19 protein-coding genes are annotated in these 24438 nt (G+C 69.9%); 12 read left to right on the top strand and 7 right to left on the bottom strand.

Annotated features, from left to right (window positions below):
• Window positions 1-58: 58 nt before the first annotated feature.
• Window positions 59-4444: a LamG-like jellyroll fold domain-containing protein gene (locus tag QSK10_RS15210; protein ID WP_285663454.1), complete on the bottom strand. Its 4386-nt coding sequence runs from the start codon at window positions 4442-4444 to the stop codon at window positions 59-61.
• 442 nt (window positions 4445-4886) lie between these two features.
• On the opposite strand from QSK10_RS15210, the gene QSK10_RS15205 reads away from it, so the two are divergent.
• The 3 genes from QSK10_RS15205 (at window position 4887) to QSK10_RS15195 (ending at window position 6274) form a co-directional block, all read left to right on the top strand.
• On the top strand, window positions 4887-5138 hold the full coding sequence (locus QSK10_RS15205) for a carbamoyltransferase C-terminal domain-containing protein (protein ID WP_349497697.1): 252 nt from the start codon (window positions 4887-4889) through the stop codon (window positions 5136-5138).
• 116 nt (window positions 5139-5254) lie between these two features.
• Window positions 5255-5614: a hypothetical protein gene (locus tag QSK10_RS15200; protein WP_285663453.1), complete on the top strand. Its 360-nt coding sequence runs from the start codon at window positions 5255-5257 to the stop codon at window positions 5612-5614.
• Between the two features lie 81 nt (window positions 5615-5695).
• Entirely contained in the window at window positions 5696-6274 is a 579-nt protein-coding gene (locus QSK10_RS15195) for a dihydrofolate reductase family protein (protein ID WP_285663452.1), read from the top strand.
• 51 nt (window positions 6275-6325) lie between these two features.
• Here the strand turns inward: QSK10_RS15195 and QSK10_RS15190 are convergent, their stop codons facing one another.
• Both QSK10_RS15190 and QSK10_RS15185 read right to left on the bottom strand, forming a co-directional pair.
• Window positions 6326-8203: a hypothetical protein gene (locus QSK10_RS15190; protein ID WP_285663451.1), complete on the bottom strand. Its 1878-nt coding sequence runs from the start codon at window positions 8201-8203 to the stop codon at window positions 6326-6328.
• Window positions 8204-8288: 85 nt separating this feature from the next.
• Window positions 8289-9995, bottom strand: coding sequence for a hypothetical protein (locus tag QSK10_RS15185; protein WP_285663450.1), 1707 nt, complete (start codon window positions 9993-9995; stop codon window positions 8289-8291).
• 147 nt (window positions 9996-10142) lie between these two features.
• Between QSK10_RS15185 and QSK10_RS15180 the strand changes: the two genes are divergently transcribed.
• Together QSK10_RS15180 and QSK10_RS15175 are read left to right on the top strand one after the other, a co-directional pair.
• Window positions 10143-10580: a hypothetical protein gene (locus QSK10_RS15180; RefSeq protein WP_285663449.1), complete on the top strand. Its 438-nt coding sequence runs from the start codon at window positions 10143-10145 to the stop codon at window positions 10578-10580.
• A 148-nt stretch (window positions 10581-10728) separates the two neighbouring features.
• A complete protein-coding gene (locus tag QSK10_RS15175) occupies window positions 10729-12000 on the top strand; it encodes a ricin-type beta-trefoil lectin domain protein (protein WP_285663448.1) in 1272 nt (423 codons plus the stop codon).
• Window positions 12001-12061: 61 nt separating this feature from the next.
• Here the strand turns inward: QSK10_RS15175 and QSK10_RS15170 are convergent, their stop codons facing one another.
• A complete protein-coding gene (locus QSK10_RS15170; RefSeq protein ID WP_285663447.1) occupies window positions 12062-13192 on the bottom strand; it encodes an epoxide hydrolase family protein in 1131 nt (376 codons plus the stop codon).
• A 79-nt stretch (window positions 13193-13271) separates the two neighbouring features.
• On the opposite strand from QSK10_RS15170, the gene QSK10_RS15165 reads away from it, so the two are divergent.
• Together QSK10_RS15165 and QSK10_RS15160 are read left to right on the top strand one after the other, a co-directional pair.
• A complete protein-coding gene (locus tag QSK10_RS15165) occupies window positions 13272-16031 on the top strand; it encodes an ATP-binding protein (protein ID WP_285663446.1) in 2760 nt (919 codons plus the stop codon).
• 217 nt (window positions 16032-16248) lie between these two features.
• Entirely contained in the window at window positions 16249-16998 is a 750-nt protein-coding gene (locus QSK10_RS15160) for an AAA family ATPase (protein WP_285663445.1), read from the top strand.
• Between the two features lie 7 nt (window positions 16999-17005).
• Here the strand turns inward: QSK10_RS15160 and QSK10_RS15155 are convergent, their stop codons facing one another.
• Window positions 17006-17764 carry a helix-turn-helix domain-containing protein gene (locus tag QSK10_RS15155; RefSeq protein WP_285663444.1) on the bottom strand — a complete coding sequence of 253 codons (759 nt, stop codon included), beginning with the start codon at window positions 17762-17764 and terminating at the stop codon, window positions 17006-17008.
• A 537-nt stretch (window positions 17765-18301) separates the two neighbouring features.
• On the opposite strand from QSK10_RS15155, the gene QSK10_RS15150 reads away from it, so the two are divergent.
• The 3 genes from QSK10_RS15150 (at window position 18302) to QSK10_RS15140 (ending at window position 20702) form a co-directional block, all read left to right on the top strand.
• The gene (locus QSK10_RS15150; protein WP_285663443.1) at window positions 18302-18700 is read left to right on the top strand and encodes a helix-turn-helix domain-containing protein; all 399 of its coding nucleotides are present in this window, start codon (window positions 18302-18304) and stop codon (window positions 18698-18700) included.
• Between the two features lie 209 nt (window positions 18701-18909).
• Window positions 18910-19443 (top strand): ArsR/SmtB family transcription factor, encoded by a 534-nt coding sequence (locus QSK10_RS15145; RefSeq protein ID WP_285663442.1) that lies wholly within the window; start codon window positions 18910-18912, stop codon window positions 19441-19443.
• Window positions 19440-20702, top strand: a complete 1263-nt coding sequence (locus QSK10_RS15140) for an MFS transporter (RefSeq protein ID WP_285663441.1) — start codon at window positions 19440-19442, stop codon at window positions 20700-20702. Before QSK10_RS15145 ends, QSK10_RS15140 begins: the two co-directional genes overlap by 4 nt.
• Window positions 20703-20810: 108 nt before the next feature.
• Here the strand turns inward: QSK10_RS15140 and QSK10_RS15135 are convergent, their stop codons facing one another.
• Window positions 20811-21146, bottom strand: coding sequence for a hypothetical protein (locus QSK10_RS15135; protein WP_285663440.1), 336 nt, complete (start codon window positions 21144-21146; stop codon window positions 20811-20813).
• Window positions 21147-21281: 135 nt separating this feature from the next.
• Here QSK10_RS15135 and QSK10_RS15130 point away from each other — a divergent pair, with 135 nt between their 5' ends.
• Both QSK10_RS15130 and QSK10_RS15125 read left to right on the top strand, forming a co-directional pair.
• Window positions 21282-21740 carry a hypothetical protein gene (locus tag QSK10_RS15130; RefSeq protein WP_285663439.1) on the top strand — a complete coding sequence of 153 codons (459 nt, stop codon included), beginning with the start codon at window positions 21282-21284 and terminating at the stop codon, window positions 21738-21740.
• A gap of 360 nt (window positions 21741-22100) precedes the next feature.
• On the top strand, window positions 22101-23012 hold the full coding sequence (locus QSK10_RS15125; RefSeq protein ID WP_285663438.1) for a hypothetical protein: 912 nt from the start codon (window positions 22101-22103) through the stop codon (window positions 23010-23012).
• A 39-nt stretch (window positions 23013-23051) separates the two neighbouring features.
• Here the strand turns inward: QSK10_RS15125 and QSK10_RS15120 are convergent, their stop codons facing one another.
• Window positions 23052-24335 (bottom strand): cation:proton antiporter, encoded by a 1284-nt coding sequence (locus tag QSK10_RS15120; RefSeq protein WP_285663437.1) that lies wholly within the window; start codon window positions 24333-24335, stop codon window positions 23052-23054.
• Between the last annotated feature and the right edge of the window lie 103 nt (window positions 24336-24438).

The raw sequence follows: 24438 nt of genomic DNA, 5'->3' as shown, positions 1-24438 counted from the left end.
CGAAGACGCTTTTCGGGCACAGGGGTCCTCCGAAACGAGCTTTGGGCAGGTTGGGCGGTCAGGCGACCGTGAGGCGAGTGATGTCGAGTGGCTTGGTACCGGAGTCGTAGAGCTGGATCCACGACGGGCCGCCGGTGAACTTCGCTCCGCTCGCAGTGAGGTAGAGCAGCTGCGTACCACCGCCGGGCTTGGGCCACAGCATCGCCAGGTCTGCGTCACCGTCGAGGTCGACGTCGAGCAAGAGCTGCTTCCCGGTGCTGAGGTTCATCGCAGCCGAGGCCGGGCTGTCCCACCACTTGACTGGTGCAGCGAGCCCACCCACGATGCCCTCGGGCGTCTGGACGGGAATTCCGTTGAGCACCTCGAACGTGAAGTTGTTGCCACCGAGGTCACGCATGACGACCACATCATCGCGCTTGTCGCCGGTCACATCCGAGACACCGACGAGTCGGGTGGCGCCGAATGTCCAGGACGGCGAGGCCCATAGCGTCACCGGCAGGTCGACGGCGTAGCTGCTGCTTCCACGCCAGGACAGCAGCTCGACTCCGGTAGCCGTGCGGTGGAGCATGATCAGATCGCTGGCACGATCGGCGTCGAGGTCACCGACGGTGGTCTGGACTTCGTTGAAGCACACCGGGGCGACCCGCGGGTCCAACAGCGGTGTGTCGAATCCGGTGCCGTTCGACGGGTACACGCCGACCTCGGTCTGGCAGTTGCCCGCGTCCCGGACCACGAGGAGTTCGGCCGGACCGCTCCCATCGATGTTGGCGGCCACCAGTCGCGTCGTCGCGGGGTTCCACTCGGACTGGATGACGACCGGGGTTCCGGCATCGGTCAGTGGGCCATTGTCACGGGTGAGCAGACGTAGCTCGGTCGTGCCATCGCCGAGAGCCTTGCTGATCGCGGCATCGGCCGTGCCGTCACCGGTGAAGTCCCCGGCAGCAACGATCGTGTTGTCGCTCAGGTAACTGCCGTCGGGCGAGGTCCAGCCGGTGTTGATGTCCCAGGCCGTGCCATTGGTCGGCCGCTGCCCCGTCAGCAGCGACATGCCGCCGCCGTCGGTAGTGTAGCCAAGCGTCAGGTCCCGGCGGACCGTCGGAGTGACATCCCAATCGAGATTGTGCCGTGTGGCCATCATAGTGCTGATCACCGAACTCGTACCCGTCGCGGCCAGCACTCCGGCGTACACATGGACGTCATCGATGGCGCCCACGAACTTCTGGTAGTCGACCTTCTCCAGGAGCGTGGAGGCGCATCCGACCTTCAGAGGACCAGGCGCGTGCCACGGCGCCGTATTGGCGAGTGGCTTTCCATCAACGACGGGGACACCGCTGTCGGCACCGTTCACATACAGCCGCATTTCTCCAGAGCCAGCGTTGAACGTGGCAGTCAGATGCGTCCACGTGTTCAGCTTTGCCGGCTCCTTCGAGTCGATGCTCAGGAAGCTCGTCGCCTGGGTATCGGAGGTCGCCATGGTGAAGCGCCACCGGTCGACGGTCTTGTTGTACTGAATATAGAAACCCGGACGGTTCTGGCCGGTTTGGGTGATCACGTTTCGGTAGTCGCTCTTGTCGGACAGCCGCACCCACGCCGCGACAGAGAAGGACGAGTTTGTCCACAACACCGGGCTGTTAGTGGTGGCGCAGCCGGCACCGGTCGTCTCCAGCGCCTTGTCGGGGATCGACATGCCCGTTCCCAGGGCAAGCGGATCAGCGGCGCTCTTGGCGGTGTTTCTACCGTCCTCATCAAGGCCCCAGCGAGCCTGCTGGGTGGGCTCAAGGGCCTTGGCCTTGATCTGATCCCCACGAAGGGCGCGATCCCAGACCTTGACGGTGTCGATGTCACCGTTCATGTACGACCACGATGTGCCGTCCTTGACGGCATATGCCTGCCCCACGGCCAGCGGGCCGGTCGCGTTGAACGCGGTCGGGCGGCTCGTCGTCATCTGGAGCTCACCGTCGACGTACAGGGAGATCGTCTTGTTTCCAGCGTCGTAGACGCCCGCGAGGTGAGTCCAGGCACCGATGCGCGGTTCCTTCAATGACTTGGTGTCGTACCAGGTCGGCGAGGCGACATCGGATGCCGTGGTGGTGAACCACCACCTGTTGTTCGCCTTGTTGTAGTTCAAGTAGAAGGCCGGTACCGCCTGTCCCGCCTGGCTGAGGATCGTCGCGTTGGTGTTGGGGTTCGCCAGTCGAGCCCAGGCCGAGACCGTGAAGCTCTTGGAGGTGTCGAGCACCGGGGCGGCGGTGCGGTATCCACCATTGCCGTTGAATCCACCGGCGTAGTCGTAGACGAGGCGGCCAGATACCTGGATCGGCGCACCGTTCGGTGTAAGCGGGTGCTTGGGCTCACCGGGCATGCTGTCCGGGATCTCACCGGCCGGACCGCGGGTGTCGAAGTTCCACTCACCGATCGGGTCGGCGCCAACGCCGACCTTGAACGTGTAGGTCAGCGGGTCCGGAATCGGCGTACTGGGGTTGCTGTCGGACAGGTTGCCCGCTCGATCTCGCGCCCAGACCCTGATGACGTTGGCGTCCTCCTGCGTCGGTGTTGCCGCGAAGGGCGTCGCTGCGCTGGTACCGCTGGCGTTGACGACATAGCCCGCGCCGGGGTCGGTCTGGTTGACCGTGACCAGATAGGTCGCCACGTCCTCAGGCCGATCAGTGGGCGCCGCGATGCTGAAGGAGCCGGTGTATCCAACGCCGTAGCGCGGGGTGGTGTCCGCAGGGTAGTCGCTGGAACTCACTCCGCCGGGTGTTCCCGGGGCCGTCACGTCGACACCGAACTTACAACGTGGCGACCAGGCGGACGTGGAGTACTTGTCCTTGGCATTGGCGAGCAGCTCGTAATGGCCGCCGATGTTCCCATCTCCGGCCGTCAGAGGTGTACCACTCGGAACCGTCGCTTCGGCGCTGCGACCCGAGGTCGCTGTGGCCGTCAGGGTCTGCGAGGGGGTGACGGCGCCACCGGGCGTCGTCCACGCGAGTCCGGCGGTCAGCGTGTTGTCATCGGGGTCCGAGACGACTGCGGAGAACGAGGGGGTCCGGGTGTTGACCCACACCTCGGAAGCGGTGCACGGGACCATGTTCCCGGCACCCGCGCGAAGCTGCAGGTTGGTGGGGACCACGGGCGGGGTGTTGTATTCGATGTAGATCTTCGGGTCCAGCTTGAATCGGCGCCATCCATCAGGCGTCGATTCGTCTGTCGCGCGCAGCCCGAGGTTGATGTGGTCCGCGCCGCCGCCGGCGACCGACGCCACCTTCGAGGTCACGTCGAACTCAAGCGGGTCGATTCCGCATTCCTTACCAACGGCGCGAGCCTGCTTGGACGAGCCGAGCTTGCTCAGCCAGCCGTCAGTGTTCGGCGAGTTCCCCCAGACCGACTTTGAGGTGAAGTCGTTGGTCTGCCAGATCTCGATGGGGCTGTTGGAGGAGCACCAGGTCCAGGTCCAGGTGTGGGTGATCGAGAAGATCGCCTTGAGCACCTTCTTGCTGCGAACCGTGGACAGGTTCATGTTGAAGATCTGGCGGACCTTGAATCCTTCGCCCGAATTTCCGACCTTGATCTCGCCCTTGTCCGCGTTGTCGCTCGCCGCCAGGGGCTGGTCATAGAACGGCGCGGACTGATGGGATGCCAGCGTCGTGTAATGCAGTCGGGACGAGGACCAAGGAGGGTCGATCATGACCGGGAAGACGGTGCCGGCACCGGTGAGCACCTTCTGGTCGGGGATGACCGTGACGTTTCCGTCGGCGATCTCCACACCGATCGGCGCGGTCTTCGTGCTGGGCTGTGGTGCAGCCGAGCGGAGGCCGTTGGTGCTCGCCTTGCTCGCCTCACCGGGGACTGCCGAGTCCCACATGTAAGGGACGTGACCGCCGAAGACCGTGGTACCGGAGGAATCAACGGCCCCTACTGCACCAGTCTCGTCGCGGACGACTGCCAGCTCGTGCCCCCGCACCGGGAAGTCAACGCGGGCGAGCGCCGGGTTACGCGCCGCTTCGGGAGTCTTGACCACCAGCAGGTGCTTGAATCCGGCGCTTTCCACGTCGATGCGCAGGTCGACTCCGGGAAGTACCTCCGGGTACGTCAAGGAGGCACCGTCGACGACTGGCGTGGGCAGTGGCGCGGTCCACCCGAGGTCGAGGGACTTGCCACCCTCGTCGATCGATCCGATGACCGTGTTGCCGCCGCCGGAGAAGCGCATCCCGACCGTCGCGGATGCCGGCGAGAAGGAGCCGTCGGCATTCTTCTCGAGGTCGGTGTCAATGGGGGACCATGAACCGTCGGCGTTACGGACCCGTTCTGGCTTGAGCGCCTGCTCGAGCGTCAACGTGCCGGAGGGGTTGGCATAGACAACGGATGTCTCGGTGCGCTGCGAGAGCGCCTCCACCCGCTTCCCGCACTTCACCGCAGCGGCAACGGCATCGCCCTCAGTCCACATTGTTTCAGGACAGGACGCTGCTGCGACAGCAGGTCTCGGTTCGATAACGACTTGGACGAGAGATACGGCCAAGACGACGACGATGCTCAGAATGAGGGCACGACGAATCACGCCACGAGAAGACACTGGTGGGCACCCCAAAGATGCGAACTGAGTTATGGGCTCAGCCACTCTGCGCAACTGACAGGATTCTGTCAAGTTCGATGACGATGGGTCTGTCCCATATTTCTGAACTCCATCGCCGTATATCCTATTAGGAATCGACAGTCAACAATCCACTTACGACTGTCCACGATGCAATAGCATCGAGCCATTCCCCTGCACCCCAACCGTTTCCCCCCGGACGCCCACCTCCGCCAGCCAACCCCCAACTGCGATCAATCGCGAATGTAACGTCGCACACAGCAAACAAGCGGCAACTTGACGCCACGTATCCGCCCGAATTGATTCACCAAGACCGACTTGTGAGAGATGGCACGGGATCGACCTCACAACCCACGCCCAGACCGTCGACGACCCGCTCAACGGGTGCATGCTGCGGGAGTTCGACGAGCGCACCGGGCAGCCGCTGGTGGTCAACACCGCCTTCGGCGGCGGGTCGAGGACCGATGCGATCGAGCACGCCTTGGAGTGCCTCCAGACAGGCCCGATCGACCTGCTCGCCATCGGTCCGTTCACCGTGCACCGCCGGTGATCACGCGAGGCACTCTGACGCACAATCCGGCTCGGCGTCGGAGGGTCCATCGATAGATTGGGTCGGGCACCCGATCTACGTGTGCCGCAGACCGGTCGAATCCATGGGGGCCAGAGATGAATCGCGCACCACTGAAGGAACGGGCACATCGGCTCTTCGTCGATCATGAGCTGGCCGGGGACATCAGCGAGCAGACGCAGGTGCAGTACTTCATCGAGCTCCTCACCTTCAGCGATCCCGATGAGATCTCCGAGATGCTCGACTCGACCCAAGCCGCGGAACTTCTCGCGCTCCCGGTGTGGATCCGCAACCTCGCCTATCGCCTCCTCTGCCTGCAGCGCCCCGACGATCCGGCTGTCCTGAGGAGGGCCGCAGGCGACCTCTACCTCTTCGGTCCAGACTGGGACGCCGAGGCGGCCGACTTGAACGCAAGGGCGGCTCGTCTGGAGCAGGACGCGGACGGCGCGGCCGGCTAAGAGAACACGGCGGCGTGTGTCGGATCGGGCCCGGGCCGTTCGTAGCAGGGGTGAGACGCAAGCCAGGCAGAGGAGCGCATCATGACCGCCACGTACACCTTCGACGTCTTCACCTCACTCGACGGCTTCGGCTCGCACCGGGGCGACTGGGGCGGCTACTGGGGCAAGCAGGGGCCGGAGCTGCTGGAGTACCGGGCGGGGTTGCTCGCGCCGGAGCAGCGGATGGTCTATGGGGCGACGACGTTCCGGGAGAACGTGGAGTTGTTCGCCGAGATCGACGCGGCGGGCATCGAGGTTGATCCGTGGGTGGCGCGGATGCGGGGTCTGCCGGCGACGGTGGTGTCCTCGACGCTGCAGGGGCCGCTCGGGTGGGCGGGGGCGACGGTGGTGGGTGGTGATGGTGTCGATGTGATCGCGCGGCTCAAGGAGGAGTCGGATGTGCCGTTGCGGTCGCAGGCGAGCCTGTCGCTGAACCGGGCGCTGGCCGCCGCGGGGCTGGTCGACCGGGTCGAGGTGACGGTGTTTCCGGTGATCACGGGGCAGACGGGGTTGCGGCCGGTGTTCGAGGGCTGGGCGGACTTCGATCTGGAGCTGCTGGAGAGCCGGACGTTCGATGGGCGTACGCAGGTGCTGGTCTACCGGCCGACGCGGCACGCGTGAGAACCATGGCCGTGGGCGCCCGCCGGGCATGGCGGGCGCCCACGGTGGGGGTTACTTCAGGAGCCAGGCGCGGATCGTGGTCTGGGTGATGGCGGAGCCGAGGTCGTCGGTGGCGCTGGTGCGCACCGACACGTGCTTGGCGCCGGTGGGGTGGTGGACGGTCGCGGTGGCCTTGTCGCCGTTGCGGTTGAGGGCGACGGGGGTCCAGGTGGCGCCGTCGTCGTAGGAGAGTTCCAGGGTGAGGGTCTGGGCGGTGGCGTCGATGCCGCCGCCCTGGGACACGTAGTCCAGGGTGATCTGCTGGTCGGTGGTGGCGTCGGCGGTGAGGCCGCGGACGCCGGTGGCGTCCAGGACGACCGCGGAGAAGGCCAGCGGGACCATCGCCTCGGGGTCGGCAGACGGCGAGGAGTTGAAGCTCCAGTCGAGGTTCATCGCGGTGGCGGCGCCCAGGTAGGACATCGTCGGGTGGCTGTCGATGGTGACCTGGTAGCGGCCGGACGAGCCTTCCTCAAGGCCGGTGTCGACCCAGCGGAGCTCGCCGGTGATGCGGTTGAGCTCGGCGCCGTCCTTGAGGACGAGCATCGTGTTGTTCATCGGCGACTCCCATTCGTTGCCGCCGCTGATGTAGAACGTTCCGGCGTCGGGGGTGTCGAGCTGCTCGAAGCTGAAGTAGAAGAGGTCGTCCTTGCGGTACATGCCCGTGGGGCCGCTGTCGGGGCCGCCGGTGCTGAAGGGCCTCACGCTGTAGCCGACGGGGCCCTCGCACAGGACGAGTGAGTGCGGACCAGGGGTGTACTTCAGCTCCGGGGTGCTGTATTCGAGCCAGGCGGGGCCGTCGCGGAGGTCCAGGCCCCAGCCGTGGATCGTCTCGGGGCTGGTGGACAGGTACTCGGTGCGCTTGGTGGGCAGGTTCACCCGCTCGTTGGTGCAGGTGCCGATATCGAGGGCGCGGATGTAGCGGGAGTAGCAGAGACGCGCGCCGGTGAAGGGCGTGCCGAATCCGGGGTAGTCGACGGTGACGGCGGCCAGATCGGCGTCGCGGACCGGCTGGATCATGCCGAACGGGACCTTCCCGGTGCCGTGGAACTCCAGGCGGTAGAGGTCGGCGCTCCCGTTGACGGCGATCGTCGGCTGGTAAGCCCACAGCAGCGCCGGGTCGGTGACGGGGAGGGCGAAGACGCGGTAGTCGCCGTTCAGGGTCACCTCGTTGGAGAACCTGACGTCGTCGGACGCCCAGCGCAGGGTCATCGACTGCTCGGTGATCGAGCCCGGCCGCTGGGTCACCGCCGCCACGGGCGTGCTCGCCACGACCGACGGGTTGAGCGCCAGCGGGGTGGTGCCGACGGTGACGCGCTTGGACATCGTCACGTACTCGCCCTTGCGGCCGGGCTCGGGCTCGTCGGTGAGGTCGGCGAGCATGACGTAGTCGCCGGGCGGGACCGCGACGACGGCGCTGCCGCGGCTGTCGACGGCGAAGGACTCCCAGACCGAGCCGTCGAGGGCGACGAGCGTGCCGTAGGCGGTGTCGGGAACCTTGCCGTGCCGGTCGCGGATGGTGACGGTGACCTGGGTGCCGTCGCCGTCGTCCTCCGCTACGGCGGCGAGGGCGGACTCAGGGGCGGCGGACGCGTCGGGCTGCCCGGCGCGGGCCAGCGCGCTGACGTTGTAGCGGCGCGGGTCGGCGGTGGCGTCGAGTGGGGTGACGATCAGGTCGCCGCCGGGGCCGCGGACGGCGCGGTGGCCGATGTTCTCGCGGCCGTCGGCGGCGGTGAAGGCGTAGGTGCCGTCGGGTTTGAGGTGGACCCGGTCGCCGCCGGGCAGGGTCACGGTGTCCACTGGGGACGGCGTGGCCGGGTCGGCGGTCGCGGGTGTGGCGGTGAGCAGCAGGGTGACCGCCGCCAGGGCGGGTATCGCTCGGGTGATGCGCAAGGGTGCCTCCGGATCGGATGGGGAACTTGTCGCACCTTCTTTACGCAACGCCCGGCCCGGCAGGTTGGCATCGGCCGCCGATCGGTCAGCCCTTGGCCCATGTGGCCGCCGCGACGATCTCGGCCGGGGTGGGTGTGGGCGTGACCTGGTCGGGGTCGCGCAGCAGGTAGTGGTCGGCGGCGATCTTGCGGGCGAGCGCGCGGGCGGGTTCGGGGAGCTCGGGGTCGTCGGCGAGTTCGACGGCGCGTCGCCACCAGCTCCAGCTGCGGGGGTCGACGTCGTAGTGCCAGAGGGGCTGGGCGGGGTCGGTGGCGGCGATCAGGACGCGTTTGAGGACGTAGTCGCGGACGCCGGGGTGGCCGATGAGTCCGGCGGCGATGTGCCGGGGTGGGGTGTCGTCGAGGTGGGCGCGCAGGAGGACCCAGGTGAGCAGGTGGCCGGTGTCGTGGGCGCCGGAGGTGGCGTGGGTCCAGAGGCGTGTGGCGGCGTCCTCGGTGGGGGTGGCGAGCCAGGTGAGTGGGAGGAGGTCGTCCTTCCATTTGGGTGTGGGACGGGTCCACCACTTGTCGAGTTCGGCGGTGAGGGGGTGGTCGAGGGTGTGGGCGAGGCAGGTGAGGGTGACGATGGGGTGGCGCCACTCGGTGTAGGTGGTGCGGTAGTTCTTGGCGAGTTCGGTCTTCCAGCGGGTGGTGAGGGCGTCGAGGTCGGTGGTGGTGGCCTGGCCGTGGGCGTAGAGCAGTTCGAGGCAGACCGCGAGGCCCTGGCGGGTGGTGGTGGGGTCGGCGATGCGGGCTTTGAGCCAGGTGGTGTCGGTGGGGGTGAGGGTGCGGTAGCGGTGCCAGATGTCGCCGATGGTGCCTTCGTAGGCGGTGAGGTCGGGGTGGGCCTCGGCGGGGTTGGTGGCCCGGTCCAGGGCGTGTAGTGCCTGGTCGTGGCCCTGGAGTTCGGTGGCGATGGCGGCCGCGGCGTCGGTCTCGTCGGGTTCGTGGAGGGCCTGGCGCAGGCGCAGCCATGCGGGGATGGCGCGCAGGTTCCCGTCGTCGAGGACGGTGCTGCGCACAAGGTCGAGGCCGCGTTGGCTGGGGACGGTGGTGAGCACACGGGCGGCGTTCTGCCGGTGCTGCTCGACGAGGTCCCAGGCCTGCGGGTGGTCGGCGCGCAGGAGGGCGCGGACGAGGTTCTGCCAGCCGTACCAGGGGATGGGGGCGGGGTGGGCGCGCCAGGTGGCCAGGAGCCGGTCGAGGTCGTCGCGGGTGAGGTGGCCGTGGTCGTCGAGGACGCCGATGTAGACGTTGGCGGTGGTGGGGGCGGACGGGTCGCGCAGGCGGTCGTGGAGCCAGGCGTGTTCTGGTGCGGTGAGGGGGGTGTCGGGGTGGAGGCGGGCGAGGAGCTGGCGGACGCCGGCGCGGTCGTCGGGGTGCGGGAGGCCGTCGGCGTCGTGGGGGGTGAGCAGGTCGAAGGTGAAGGGGGCGTGGGGGCCGCCGTCGGTGACGGCGTATCCGGCCGGGCCTGGGCCGAGGGCTGCTCGGATGAGGGTGTGGTCGCCGTGCCAGTGGAGGGGCAGGGGGTCGGTGAGGGTTCCTGCGCGGGTGAAGGCGGTGTTGCCGGGGGCGAGCCAGTAGGCGTAGGAGGTGCCCGGCGGGAGGTCGTGGGTTTCGGCTTCGGCTTCGGCCGGGGTTTGGCGGGCGATGCCGGGGGGCGGGAGGGTGGTGAAGCCGGGGGCGGCCAGCGTCGTCCACCAGTCGAGGAGGGCCTGGCGGTCGGTGGGGGTGGGCTTTCGCTTGGCGGCCATGGGGGTCATTGTGGCCGGGCGTCACCCGTGCGTCCCGGTGCGGTGGGGACGTCGTCCCTTTTGTACTGACGGGCTCTTGCGGCCGGGCCTCGCCTGGAAGCATCGGCCGGGCAAGCGAACCTCTCACCCGTCAGAGAAGGGAAGCGCATGAGACGAGCATTTCTCGTCGCGACACTCATGGTCATCGGCATCTTCGCCCCCGTTGCCGCACAGGCCTCGACCGGCGGTGCTCTGGCCGCCACGTGCGGGACGTACTCGGCGTCGATCGGCCCTGGCCCCGCATCGACGCGCATCCACTACTGCTACGAGAAGACCGGCTCCTCCTACAGCGCCAAGGTCGACGAGGGAACGAAGCGGTTCCAGGGCGCCACGACGCGCTCGGCGGCACTGTGGGTGCACGGGGACTACACCGGCGGAGCGGGGTGGACGGAACGGATCGACTGGACCGACAGCCCCACGCCCCTCCCGATCAACACCTGGTCGAAGACCCGGGTCCTGAACGTGTGGTTCGAGATCTGCATTCACCCGAGTGCCGCCCCCTCCTATGAGTCCAGGGAGAGCTGCAAGCGCCTGACCAAGGTGTAGCCCTCCCGCTCGCCGGCCGGGTGCACACTGCCGGCGAGCGCCTTCTCCGGAATCACCATCAATGTTCTAAGGCCACCGCGCGAGCCTGGTTGGTTCGTGTGCGCCGCCGTGCATCCGATTGCAACCCTCCCCCGGCACGGTTGCGCGCATGAAACGACTTTTACTTCCTCTTCTCCTGCTCCTCGGCGGTTTCATCGTCGTGGTGCCGGCCTCTCCGGCCGCCGCCACGCCGTCGACGGGGTGGGCCAACCGGCATCTCGACGAGATCGCGCTGCTGGACACCCATAACGGCTTCGCCAACCCGAGCGACGGGATCGGTGGTGTCGTGCAGAACCAGGTGTGGTCACTGCGAGACCAGATCCGCGGGTACGGGGTCCGCTCCACCGAGATGGACCTGCGCGATTACGAGGGCAGTGTCTGGACCGCGCACGGCGATGGCATCGGGCGCGACTACGGGCGGCCGTTCTTCGAGCTTTTCATGGAGATCGTGTGGTTCCTCGCCGACAACCCGTCGGAGATCTTCGTCCTGCGCCTGGAGGACTACAGCTCCAAGACCGCCTTCTTCGAGCAGGCCAACCGGGTCGGCGGCTGGCGGGAGCTGCTGTTCGACCCGGTCCAGTGGAACGTCGAGGGCAACGGGTGGCCGCGGGTCCAGGACATGATCAACGCCGACAAGCGGCTGCTGATCTTCAGCAGCCAGGGCGACCGCGGTGACCACGGCATCTACCAGGAGAGCCGCTTCGTGGTCCAGAACCACTGGGACAACGGCTACGAGTGCGTCAACCGGGGCGGCTACGACCCGCTGAACCAGCCCGCGCGCGGCAAGTTCCAGAAGCTGCTGATGATCAACCACCACACGAACATCTCCAACGCCAACGACTACGGCACCATCTACGACCGCATCAAGACCCGCTGCGAGCCGGCCACCGTGGGCCGGATGCCGAACATCATCTCCTTCAACTGGCTGGGCACCAGCGGCGGCGATGGGCCGATGCGCTTCATCGACGACCTGAACAAGGGCCTGCGCTGGGAGGTCAACGGCTCCGGGCTCTGCCTCGACGTCAAGGACTACGGCACCGCCAACGGCACCCCGATCCAGATCGCCGGCTGCAGCTGGAACACCGCCCAGGCATGGCGGCGCGTCCCCGTCGGTAACAACCAGTTCGAGCTGCGTGCCCTCGGCAAGTGCGTCGACATCACCGGCGGCAACACCGCGGCCGGAACTCCCATCCAGCTCTACGACTGCAACCAGACGGGCTCACAGCGCTGGATCCACGAGGGCTCGAACGGTAACCGCCTGCGCAACCCGATGTCCGGCCGGTGCCTCGATGTGCCCGGCGGCAACCTGTCCGGCGGGCAGCGCCTGACCATCTCCGACTGCAACGGCACCGTCCAGAGCTGGACCTGGAACCTGGTGTGACCTAGTGCCGGGCCGAGGCTTCATAGCCTCGGCCCGGTGCCGGAAACCCGCAGGGGGTGGGTCAGCCTCGCAGCTCGGCGAAAAAGTCCCGGATGTCACCGATGTTGACATCGGAGGCGGTGTGGGCGGCGTAGTGACCGAAGACCCCCTCATTGACCCGCCAGTGGGTGATGGCCTTGTGGTCGCGCTCGGCGAAGCGGCGAATCGACTTGAAGTCGCCCTCGGCGGCCGCCGACAGCCCCAGCGGGACGGTCGTGGGCTCGGTCGGGCGGTCGGTGTCCAGGGCGTCCTCCCGGTAGAAGCGCAGAGCCGACCCGGCGGTTCCGGTGAACCAGGTGAGGGCGACGTTGGCGATGATGAACTCGTCGTCGAGGTTGTCGTCGAAGAGCTGCAGCTGCCAGCCGAGCAGACCGGCCGGGGAGTCGGACAGCGCGTGGGCGAGGGTCTGCGGCTGCTGGGACTGCACGATGTTGAACGCGCCCTTGTTGTCCCAGAAGTCCTTGAGGACCCCCAGGGCCGCCATGTCCTCACCGGACAGGCCCTCGAACTCGGCCGGGTCGCCGCTGGGGAAGGACCACACCTGCGTGACGTGGGCGCCGATGACGTGATCGGGGTCCAGGCGGGCGATCTCGGGGTTGATCATCGAACCGGCGTCGTTACCGGCGACGCCGTAGCGCTCGCCGTAGCCGAGGCGGCCCATGAGCGTCACCCACGCGGCGGCGGTGCGCCGGGTGCCCCAGCCGGCCGCGGTGGTCGGGCCCGAGAAGCCCATGCCGGGCAGCGACGGGATCACCAGGTGGAAGGCCGTGGCTGGGTCCCCGCCGTGGGCGCGGGGATCGCTCAGGGGGCCGATGACGTCCAGGAACTCCACGATCGATCCGGGCCAGCCGTGCGTCAGCAGCAGCGGCAGCGCGCCCGGCTCGGGTGAGCGCACGTGCAGGAAGTGGATGTTCTGGCCGTCGATGTCGGTGGTGAACTGGGGGTGGGCGTTGATCGCGGCCTCGGTGGCCCGCCAGTCGAAGGCGTCGCGCCAGTGGGCGACCAGACGCTGGAGGCGGTCCAGGCTCACCCCGTACTCGCCCTCGGGCAGGACCGAGGTCCAGCGGACGCGGTCGAGGCGGTAGCCGAGGTCGTCCAGGTCGGCCTGGGGAACGTCGATGGTGAAGGGGCTGATGGCGGTGTTGTCTGTCATGACACAAGCCTCGCCGTAACACCCCATGAGGCGCATCACGAGAACTCGTTATTTCTCGCCTCCACCGGATAATGATCTAGTGAACGCACCGCTCAGCCAGGTTTTCGCCGGCCGCACCGACGAGCTCGCCGCACTGCGGGCGGCCTTCGGTGACACCGCCGGCGGGCCCGCGCTGGCGCTGGTGACCGGTGAGGCCGGTATCGGCAAGACGCGGCTGCTCACCGAGTTCACCGCCGGTCTGCCCGTGGGGACCCGGCTGCTCGCCGGGGAGTGCCTGGAGATCGGCGGCCTGCCCTATGCGCCGTTCGTGACGGTCGTGCGCGCGGCGATCCGTGAGCTCGGCGCGGCCGGGGCCGCCGCGCTGCTGCCGAGCGGGCCGAGTGAGCTCGCGCGGTGGTTCCCGGTCCTGGGTGCCGCCACTCCGGAGGGCGGCGCGGCCGGTCGCGGGCGGCTCTTCGAGGAGATCCTGGGGTTCCTGGAAGGCCTGGCCGCGAGCGCGCCGACGGTGATCGTGCTGGAGGACCTGCACTGGGCCGACTCGGCGACCCGCGAGCTGCTGCACTTCGTGGTCCGCAACCTCACCGCCCCGGGCGTCCTCATCGTGACCACCGTCCGCGCCGAGGAGGCCGGTCACCTGGGCGCGCTGTTGCCGAGCCTGGCCCGGGGACCCGGCGCGCGCCGCGTCGACCTGGCGCGGTTCACCGTCGAGGAGGTCGCCGCTCAGCTCACCGGTATCGACGGCCGCCCGCCCGACCCGGCCGAGACGGTCCGCGTTCACCGCCGCAGCGAGGGCATCCCGCTGTTCGTGGAGAGCCTCGACCGCACCGGGCACGGCATGCCGCCGGGGCTGCGCGAGCAGCTCCTGAGCGGGCTCACCACGCTCCCCGATCGCAGCCGGGCGATCCTGCGCGCGGCCTCCGTCATCGGCGTCCGCGTCCGCCACGACCTGCTGGTGGCGACCACCGGACTCGATGACGCGGTGATCGACGGGCCGCTGCTGCCGCTCATCGAGCGCGCCCTGCTGATACCCGACGAGCACGGCTACCGCTTCCGGCACGCGCTGATCCGCACGGCCGTCCACGACGGGCTCCTGCCCGGCGAGCGCGTCCGCCTCCACACCCGCTGCGCCACCGCTCTCACCGGTCTTCCCGGCGAGCATGCGCCGGCGCTGGCCGAGCATTGGGCGGCCGCCGGTGACTCCGCTCGCGCCCTGGAGTGGGCGTGGCGGGCGGCGGGGGTGGCCGGGGCGTCCTATGCCTACGCCGAGCAGCTGCGGTGGCTGCGGCGCGTCATCGACGCGTGGGCACCCGACAGCGGGGCCATGCTGGGGGTGTCCAGGCAGGCCGTGCTGGAGACGGCCATCGGGGTGTGCTCGCGGGCGGGTGAGTTCCAGACGGGTGTCGACCTGGCGTCCCTGGCGCTGTCGGAGCTGGACCGGGTGAGCGAGCCGGAGCGGGCCGCGGTCTTCCTCGACCACCGCGGGCGGCTGCGCTACCGCATTGACGGGCAGGGCCTGGCCGACCTGCGCGAGGCCCTGGGGCTGCTGCCCGGCGACGCCCGCGGCAACGCGCTGGCCAGTCTCGCCGGGGCCCACCTCTCCGATGGCGACCTTGAGGCCGTCGACGCTCCCGCCGGTGAGGCCCTGCGCATCGGGCGCGCCACCGGCGACCACCTGCTCACCGTTATCGCCCTGGCCACCATCGGCATCCGGCTCGCCCTTGGCGGTGAGACCGGCGCGTGGGAGCCGGTCCTGGCCGAGGCCACCGCGTTGGCCGCCGAGCACGGGGATCCCGATCTGCATGTCGGGCTCCTCTTCTACCTCGCCCGCGCCCGGGCCGAGGCCGGTGACTTTCGTGGTTGCGCCGACAGCGCTGAACGCGGTCTGGCGCTGGCGCGCCGCTACGGTCTGGATCGCAGCCGCGGGCCGATGCTGACGGTGTTCCTGGTCGAGTCCCACATCGCGCTGGGCCGCTGGGACCCGGCGCGCCGTGCCCTGCACGAGGCCTTCGCCGCCGACCCGGCCGCGCTCTACCGGGGCGTCCTGGTGGCCCTTCGCGGCCTGACCGATCTCGCGCGCGGCGATGTCGGGGCCGCGACAGCCGCCCTCGACGAGCTGGCCGCGGCGCCCGGCGGGAGGCCGGAGATCCTGCTGCCGCACCGGATCGTGCTGGCCGCCCGGATCGCCCGCGACGGTGGACGTTCCGCCGCGCCCGTCCTGGCCGAGGCCGGTGAACCGGCGGCGGCCCTGCGTCCGTGGCTGCTGCTTCCGGCGGCGGCGTCGGTGGCCGAGGACGCCGGTTTCTGGCGCGAGCGCGCCACCGTGCTTCCCGCGCACGGTCCGCTGCAGCAGGCGGCTCGGGCGACGACCCTGGCCCGCCTGGACGGGGCGAGCGCCGCCGAATGGGACGCGGTGACCGCGTGCTGGCGGGACCTGGGCGTGACCGGTGAGGTGGCCGAGTCGCTGCTGGCCGCCGCCGAGGCCGCGCGGGGTGAGGGCGACCGGGAGAGCGCGGTGCGCCGGGTCCGCGAGGCCGTCGACGCCGCCCGCGAGCTGGGCGATGCCGGGGTCACCGCCCGCGCGGAGGACCTGGCGCGCCGGATGCGCGTGACGCCGTCGGCCCACGATGGTCCCGGGCGCTTCGCGCTGACCGCCCGTGAGCTCGATGTGCTGGCGCTGGTCGCCGAGGGGCGCGGGAACCGGCAGATCGCGCAGGACCTGTTCATCTCGGTCAACACCGTCGGCGTCCACGTCTCGCGGGTCTTGACGAAGCTGGGTGCGCGCGGCCGGACCGAGGCGGCCGCGATCGCCCGCCGGGAGGGTCTTCTTGGCGGGGAGTGACGGGGTGGCGGGGACATGGGTGCGCCGTCGAGGATGAGTGGATGCGCATCCTCGGAAGGCTGTTGCCGGCGTCCGTGCTCGTCCTCGCCGCGTGCTCCGGGCCTTCGGCCAATGCCCCGATGGGCTCCTCGGGCCGCCCGCCTGACCTGCGCTTCCGGCTCGGCTCGCGTGTGGGGCGATCTTCGGCGCTCCCGCGCCACCGGACTGAGGAGAACCGATGCTGGTCGAACGCGCCTACGTCCCCGGCGCGCTGCTGGGCGAGCGCGCCGCGCAGGAGTGGCCGTTCACCGTGCCCTGCGTCCGTGAGCTGACCGAGCGGGGCCTGGAGTTCACCGCGCCGGTCACGTTCCTCGTCGGTGAGAACGGCTCGGGCAAATCGACCATCGTCGAGGCCATCGCCGAGGCGGCGGGCCTGGACGCCCAGGGCGGGCGCGCCGGGCGCAAGTACGGCAACGACCGCGCCAAGACCCCGCTGGGCGAGGTGATGCGCCTGGATTACACCGCCGCCGGAGCGCGGATGCAGGCCGGGCCGCGCGCAAAACGCAAGGGGTTCTTCCTGCGCGCCGAGACCGCCTTCGGGCTCCTCGACTTCCTGTCCGGGATGCCCGGGTACTGGGAGGACGACGTGTCGGTGATGAGCCACGGCGAGGGGTTCCTGACCGTCCTGGACGCGATGTTCCGCCAGCCCGGGCTCTACCTCATGGACGAGCCCGAGGCCGCCCTGTCGTTCTCGTCCTGCCTCCAGCTCGTCGGGCTGATGCACCGGCTCGGGGGGTCGGGGGCGCAGGTCATCTGCGCGACCCACTCCCCCGTCCTGGCGTCGGTGCCCGGCGCGGACATCATCGAGGTCGGCGATCATGGGGCGGGGCGGGTGGCTTGGGGGGACCTGGATCTGGTGGCCAGCTGGCGGGGGTTCCTGGAGCGGCCGGGGGCGTTCTTGCGGCACTTCACCGGGGACGGCGCCTGACCGGGCGCTATGCGCGCGGGTCGGTGGCGGGCCGGGCGTAGGCGGCGATCGCGGCCCGCGAGAGGTCAGCGGACTGGAAGATCAGCTCCCAGGGGCCGACATTGACGTCCATCTCCTTGCCGAAGCCGACCCACTGCCCGGAGATGAGGCGCCCGGTCGGTTCCACCAGCATCTGGATCGCGCCGTGGTAGCGGGCGCCCCGGTAGTAGCCGTCGGTGGCGGTCTGCTCGGTCCAGGTCCCGGTGACCGTCGCGCCGTCCACCGACAGGGACATGCTCAGCGGCGAGCCGGAGGTCCCGGCGATCGAGCGGACGGTCAGCAGCTCCTGCTGCTGGAGGACCACGACGTAGTGGAGGCCGGTGAAGGTCTGGCCGCCGCGCCCGCTGGAGACGTACTCGTAGCGCGAGAGCCAGATGCCGGAGAGGTTCTCGTGGGCGGGCCGCCCGTCGGGGGCGACCTCGGGGTGCAGCAGCGGCGCGAGGTCATCGCCGCCGATGGTCCCGACCGTCGAGCCGAGCGGTGAGAACCCCAGCTGCTGGGCGGGGACCTTGAGGACGTGTTCGAGCGCGCGCAGGTAGTTCGGGCGCGGGTTCTGCGTCTGCCCCGACTCCAGCCGCTGGACGTGGCGTTTGGAGGCGTCGTTGGGGTCGCCGAGCCGGACGCCGGCCTCGCGCAGCCTGGTGGCCAGGTCGTCCTGGGAGAGGTTGAGCGCGATGCGGGCGGCACGAAGGCGGGTGTTCGGCTGGAGCTGTCGGTGGACGGCCATGGTTCCACCATACCGTCCAATGTCGCCGGAGTGTCACCCTGAAATGTCGCCTGACTGTCGTCCATTGTGACGTCGCGGAGAGTTATCACTCCAGGTGAAGGTGGACGGGTAGCGCAGCTGCGAGCGTCCGATGGCCGAGCTTCCCGGGGGCACGATGTCCACCACCGATCACCAACCGACCGCCCATGCGGCTCCGCCGCTGGAGACCTGCCGCGAGTGCAGGCAAGCGTGGCCGTGCGACACAGCCGCGACGTCCTTCTTCCGCTCCTCCCCCACCCAGCGTGCTCTGGGCGCGGTCTACCGGCGCTGCGAGTTCGCCGTCCGCTTCACCGCCGGGCTCGCGGTGGCATGGTTCGTACTCCCCCGGCTGCTGCCGCATCCGGCGTCGCTCGTGACATGGCTGGCCCTGGGGTTTCTGGCGGGCTCATGTGGCGCCGCCAGCGTTGTAGCGCTGCACATGACGCGTCGACTTGTGCCTGCGTGGGCACGGTGGCACCACGTCGCGGTCACCGCCCACCGTCACCGCCGGGTGGCGGCATGAGCGCGGCGGTCTCGCGGCTCGCGGGCGCCTACGTCGCCGCGCAGCTGGCCGAGGGGCTCTACACCGGCAGGACCGTCGGCGAGCTGGCGGTGCTGGCCGCCGAGCTTCATCGGCATCTCATCGGCGCGGGGATCTTCTATGAGCGGCCCGAGGACCGGGTTCCGGTTCCGGCGGTCGTCTCGTGGATGTCGCCGCGGCACGTCCACCTGCTGACGCAGGTGGCGCGGGGTCGCCAGGTCGCGTCCATCGCTCGCGAGCAGGGGCGGTGCAGTCGTTCCATCGAGCGGCAGTTGGCCTCGATCCGCCGGCAGCTCGGTGTGGAGACCACCACGGCGGCCGTTGGCATGGCCGTCCACCTGGGACTCATCCGATACCAGACCCCGGGCACGCCATGACCGGCGACAGGGCCGTCACCGATGCCCTGGAACGGGAGGCGGCCGATCCCTCATGGGAGTCGACGGCGCTCTGAGCCGGTCGTGCGGCAGCGTTTGCCGACGCTCATATGCCCCACCAGCAGCGGAAACATGCCAAGAGTCGCGGCCCTCTGAAAGTTCCTCCGGGATACCCCTTGCGTAATGGTCAAGAATCGTTGACCATTACTCGCGTGTCCACCGATGATCTTCCCGAGACCTTCCACGTCACCACCGACGAGCAGCTCCGCGCCGTCTCCAACCTCACCCGGCACCGCATCATGGCCGTCCTGCGCTTCGAGCCCTCCACGATCACCCAGATCGCCGAGCGCATCGGCCTCGCCAAGGGCAGCTCCAGCTACCACGTGCGGCTGCTGGAGCGCGCCGGGCTGATCAAGGTGGTCCGCACCCGCAAGGTCCGGGGGGTCACCGAGCGGTACTACGCCATGGCCGCGCGGACGCTGCACCTGCCCGATCCAGGTGAGGGCGGCCCGGACGTGGTGATGCGGCACGCGATCGCCGACCTGGAGGCCTCCCCCGCCGACGGTGAGCGGCATGTGCGCCAGGCGCATCTGCGGATCACCGACGAGCAGTTCGCCGAGCTCGGGGAGCGGCTGCACGCCCTGGTCGCCGAGTACCGGGAGCTGTCGGATCCCGCGCTGCCGGACACCACGCTCGCCTTCGCCCTGTTCCACCCCCGCTCGAAGTACAAAGAGGAAACCAAGTGACCACCGAAGTTCGTAAACTGCCGGCCGGGTTCGGGCGGCTCTGGGGTGCCCAGACCATCTCCTCGCTCGGCGACGGGGTCACCCATGCCGCGCTGCCGCTGCTGGCGCTGACGTTGACGCGGGACCCGATGGCGCTGGCCGTCGTCGCGGCGGCCGGGACGATTCCGTGGCTGCTGTTCGGGATTCTCGGCGGCGCGCTGGTCGACCGGTGGGACCGGCGGCGCACGATGTGGGTCACCGATGTCGCGCGGACGGTGCTGATCGCGGTCCCGGCGGTCGCGGCGGCGTTCGACGTCCTGAGCATTCCGCTGCTGGCGGCCGTGGCGTTCCTGCTCGGGCTCGGCGGGCTGTTCTTCGACACCGCCGCCACAGCGTATCTGCCGGAGCTGCTGCGCCGCGACCCGGCGCTGCTGGAGCGGGCGAACTCCCGCCTGCGCGGTACGCAGACCGCCGCCTCCGGCTTCGCCGGTCCGCCACTCGGCAGTGCCCTGCTCGCGCTGGGGCGGTCCATCCCGCTGGTGGCCGACGCGGTGTCCTTCGCGGTCTCGGCACTGCTGGTCCGGTCGCTGCCGGCGATGCCGCGGCCGGTGCCGCAGGCCCGTGAATCGCTGCTGCGGCAGGCGCGGGCCGGTGCCTCCTATGTCTTCCGGGACCAGCTGCTGCTCGGGCTGGCGCTGCGCCCGGCGGTCGGGAACGTCGCGTTCCTGGCGGTGGAAACCGTGCTGGCGCTCTTCGCCCACGAGCGTCTCGGCGTCAGCGACTTCGGTTTCGGTCTGCTGCTGACCGCCGAGGCCACCGGCGGGCTGCTCGGCGCGGGCATCGCCTCCTTCCTCGGCCGCAAGCTCGGCACCGGCACCGCGCTGACCACGACGGCCGCCGTCGAAGGCGTCGCCATCCTCGGGCTGGCCGCCGCTCCCAACGCCTATCTGGCCGGACTGGCGCTGGCCGTCTGCGGAGCGGGCATGGGCGCCACGATGGTGCTCGGGCCGTCCCTGCGGCAGGCGATCGTCCCGGGTCACCTGATGGGCCGGGTCGCCTCGACCTCTCGCATGCTGGCGATGTGCGCGGCCCCGTTCGGCGCGTTCCTCGGCGGCTGGCTGGCCACCGCCTACGACGTGCGCGCCGCGCTGTACGCCGCGGCCGGGCTTCTGCTGTCGATGACGATCGTGACGGCCTCGATGACCAGCAACCGCCGGGTCGAGGCGGCACGACGCGCGGCGGCCGAGCCGGAGCAGGCGGAGCTCGTCCCGGCGGCCTAGCAGGTGGACTCATTCGGTGGACTCCCGGCTCGCGCTGGCTCGCGCGGGCCGGGTTTTTCGTCTGCGGTGATCGACGGCTCGCTGCCGCGGACGGTGCGCGGCCGGCCGCTAGACCGGGGGCAGCCAGTCGGGTGGGCGCAGGAAGACGTGGTCGCCGACGTGTCCGGCGTACAGGAAGCACATCTCGGCGGGCCAGAAGGGGTCCTCGGCGTCGCATTCCTTGGTGTGCGGGAGCAGGATGCGGGTGCCGAAGCCCCAGACCAGCCACCAGGAGGAGCCGGGGACGGCTTGCAGGCTGGTGGCGTGGGCTCCGGGGTGGCCGAGTGCCAGGGAGCAGGAGTCGAAGTAGCCGATGTCGAAGGCGGCGCCGGGGAGGTCGTTGAGGAAGGTGACCTCGTCGTGGCTGAGGCGCACCGGTTCGTCGCAGGTACTGGTCAACTCCATCCCTACCACCGTATTCCGCCATGGACTCCGCCCTCGCCTCCGGGTGGGTGAAGCCGTTTTGAAGCCGGGGCGATCTAACGTCCGGCCCGCCGGTGCGGGCCACGGTGGGCCGTGCCGTGGATGGAGGGAGTGAGGATGTTCGGACGACGGGTGTTGCAGGCGGTCGTCGGTGTCGGTCTGGCCTTGGCGTCGCTGGTGGGGACGGGTACCGCCGCGAGTGCGTCGCCGCCGAGTTTCTCGGTGCGGTTCGTCCATGGTGGGGGGTCAGGGGCGCTCGGCGCGGCGGGGACGGGGAGCATCGCCTGGTTCAACCGCTCGGTGACCGCAACCAATGTGAAGGTCTACGTGCACGCGCTGGAGTGCGGGCAGTTGTTCGCCTACGCCTACGTCGGCAGCACGATTGTCGCCACGGCGATCACCAGGGAGTACTGCGCGCCGGCCGATCGGGGTGAGTGGTACTCATCGCACGATCTGATCCTCGACGCCAGTGACACCGTCGGTGGGATCAGCAGGGTGGACTTCATCATCCGCGATCAGGAGCACGACGGGGAGACCACTGTCTCCTGCTACCGCTCGCGGTCGGTCTGCGGGTAGGGCTCGGGTGCGGCCACGCCCTCGTGCGGGGACCGAGGCCTTCGCGGAGGCCGGGTGGCGAGGGCGTGGCCGGGGCAGCGTTCCCCCGCGAGGGGGAGGCGCTTCACCTTCATGCGGGAGTCGTCCCGCCCGGCCGGGCGGCAAAGGTGAACCAGCGCGGCGGATTCCCGTCGCGCGTCACCGATGAAGAGGCCAATGATGGTGAAGTCCTGGCGGCTCTGGCCGCGTTGGGCCGGCTACGCGGCTGCGGTAGCGGGCCTCGGTTACGGATTACTCGGCGCCTTCTGGGCGGTCGGCGGTGGCGGGTTCCCGTTCGGTGTCGGGGACCCGGATGTCTCACCCGAAGCGATACTCGCCCATGTGACACCGGCCGGTGCCGGATGGTGGATCTTCGGTCTCGGCGCGGGCGGCGCGGTTCTCGGGCTGATGCTGGCGCGAGGCAACCCCGGTCGCGGAGGACGGGGTTTACTCGCCGGGCTCGCCTTCGCGCTGGCCACGGGCCTGATCGTGGTCGCGCCGGACGAGCGGCTCCTCAGCCATGTCGCCTACACCCCGCTGGTCGCGGTGATGACGCCGTTCGGTGGCGTACACGGCCTGACGGTGGCCAGTGCCTGGCCGTGGCCGATGGTGAACATGCTCGTCCTGGGTCTCATCGGGCTGCTGTTCGTCGGGGCGGCGGTCGCCTTCCTGCGGCGGGCGCGCGAGGCTTGCCTCGCCTGTGGGCGGTCGGATCGGCCGGGCCGGGTCTCCGCGGCGCGCGTGGGGCGCTGGGCGAGTTACCTCGCCTTCATCCTGCCGTTCGGTTATGCCGCGTCGCGGTGGTGCTGGGCGCTGGGGATTCCGCTCGGGGTGAGTGACGCATGGCTGGCCGAGATGCGGGCGACCTATCCCGATGTCTTCGCCGCGGGCACCTACCTGGCGACCTTCGCGGCGCTGGGTGGTGTGCTGTGCCTCGGGCTCACCCGGCGGTGGGGTGAGGTGGTTCCGCGCTGGGTGCCGTACCTGCGGGGACGCCGCCTACCGCCCGGGCTGGCGATCATCCCGGCCACCATCGTGTCGCTGGCCTTCCTGTCCGGCGGGTTCGCGATCGTCCGCGATCATCTGGGCAAGGCCCTGTCGGGTGCGGGCTCCGAGCTCGGTGGTGCCGCCGATCTGTTGTGGATAGTGCTTCCGCTGTGGGGAGTCACGCTGTCCACCGCCACGATCGCCTGCCGGCTGCGGCGGCGGACCACCTGCGCCACCTGCGGACGGGGAGCGACGGCCGCCGCCTGACCTCCCGCGGCCACGCCCTGAGGCGTGGCCGCGCCCGCGTCACTTGCGCGGCAGGCCGTCGGAGTCGGGTGCGCGTTCCAGCAGGGGGACGGGGGCGCGCAGGTCGGCGCGGCGGCGGAGGCGGTCGATGAGGGCGAGGCCGGGTGAGGCGCAGAGGGTGGTGACGAGGGCGACGATGACGACCATCGCGAAGAGGGTGGGGGTGACCAGCCCGGCCTGGAGGCCGACGTTGAGGGCGACGAGCTGCATGAGGCCGCGGGTGTTCATCAGCAGGCCGATGCGCAGGGAGTCGGCCCAGCCCTCGTGGAGGAGGCGGGCGGTGAGGGAGCAGGCGACGAGTTTCCCGGCGAAGGCGAGGACGACGAGCGCGGCACCGGCCAGGAGGATCACCGGGGAGTCCAGGACGCGGAAGTCGGTGCGCAGGCCGGAGGACACGAAGAAGAGCGGGACGAGGAGGCCGACGGTCAGGGGGCGGATCAGCTCGGCCAGGCGGGCCGTGCGTTCGTTGCGGGGCATCAGGACGCCCAGGGCGAAGGCGCCGATGACGGCGTGCAGGCCGATCATCGAGGTGAACCAGGCGATCAGCAGCAGGACGATGACGGCCAGCACGAGGTCGTCGGCGGCCTGGACGCGGCGGGACTCCAGGGCGCGGCGCAGGAGGTGGCGGCCGGGGATCGCGGCGGCGATCAGGAGGGCGAGGCCGCCGAGAGTCAGCCAGATCTCGCCGGGGCCGGCGGTTCCGGCCAGGGCGAGGACGAGGGCCATGAGGCTCCAGGCGGCGATGTCGTCGAGGGCTCCGGCGGCCAGGGAGACGGTGCCGTAGCGGGTGCCGCCGATGCCGCGGTCGGTGATGATGCGGGCCATCACCGGGAAGGCGGTGATGGCCAGCAACAGCCCGAGGAAGAGGGCGCCCACGGGGACCGATACGCCGTCGGGGAAGAGGTCGACGGGTCCGGCGAGGAGGAACGCGAAGCCGACGCCGAGGCCGAGGGGGACGGCCATGCCGGTGAGGGAGACGGCGAAGCCGACTTTGACGCCGCTGCGGATCTGGCCGGTGGAGAACTCCAGGCCCACGGTGAACATGAACAGGACCAGCCCGATCTGGCTCATGGTCCCGACGGCGGATTTGACGTCGTCGGTGAAGAGGTGGGCGTGGACGCCGGGGGCGAGGGCGGCGAAGAGTGAAGGGCCGAGCAGGACGCCGGCGGCCATCTCGCCGATGACGGCGGGCTGGCCGATGGCCCGGCAGACGAGGTGCATGATCTTGCAGGCCACCAGGATCACGGCGAGGGCGAGCAGGATGAGCGCCGAATCGTGCGCCATGGGAAGGGTCCTCCTTCGGCCGTGCCGATGCGGGAGTGGGGTTCTCCGGGCGCGACGAAGTGTCCGGAGGGGATCGTGGCGCGACGCGGTGGGCGCGTCACGG

This window comes from Actinorhabdospora filicis, assembly GCF_030269765.1.
Lineage (GTDB): Bacteria > Actinomycetota > Actinomycetes > Mycobacteriales > Micromonosporaceae > Actinorhabdospora > Actinorhabdospora filicis.
The sequence above is the reverse complement of the archived record's forward strand: the minus strand, read 5'-3'. Positions and strand labels throughout refer to the sequence as shown.